Source organism: Jeotgalibacillus sp. ET6 (genome assembly GCF_029667115.1).
Lineage (GTDB): Bacteria > Bacillota > Bacilli > Bacillales > Jeotgalibacillaceae > Jeotgalibacillus.
Map to the genome: position 1 here is coordinate 1 of NZ_JARUIU010000194.1, position 249 is coordinate 249.

At 56.2% G+C, this 249-nt stretch carries 1 protein-coding gene; it reads right to left on the reverse strand.

The window, feature by feature from the left end:
• The coding region (locus tag P6709_RS20155; RefSeq protein WP_278242668.1) for a hypothetical protein at nucleotides 1-210 on the reverse strand (210 nt) is incomplete at its 3' end.
• Between the last annotated feature and the right edge of the window lie 39 nt (nucleotides 211-249).

Sequence of the window (249 nt, forward strand, 5' to 3'; positions counted from 1 at the left end):
CTTGTGCTTGACACAAGTCGCCGATGCGGGGACTGGCAAGTCCGTGACAATCGTGCAGGCATTCGGCCCGTAGGTCACGACCTCGTTGTCATCGTCATCGTCGTGCGCGAAAGCCTGGCCTGTTACACCAGCCGAGACGGCCAACGCAATAGTCAATGCACCGAATGTGCGGAGCAGCCACATGGCTGTATTACGCTTCAGCTGTGCCATCACAAGTCTCCTTGCTATGCTCGGTTAAACCGTACTTGT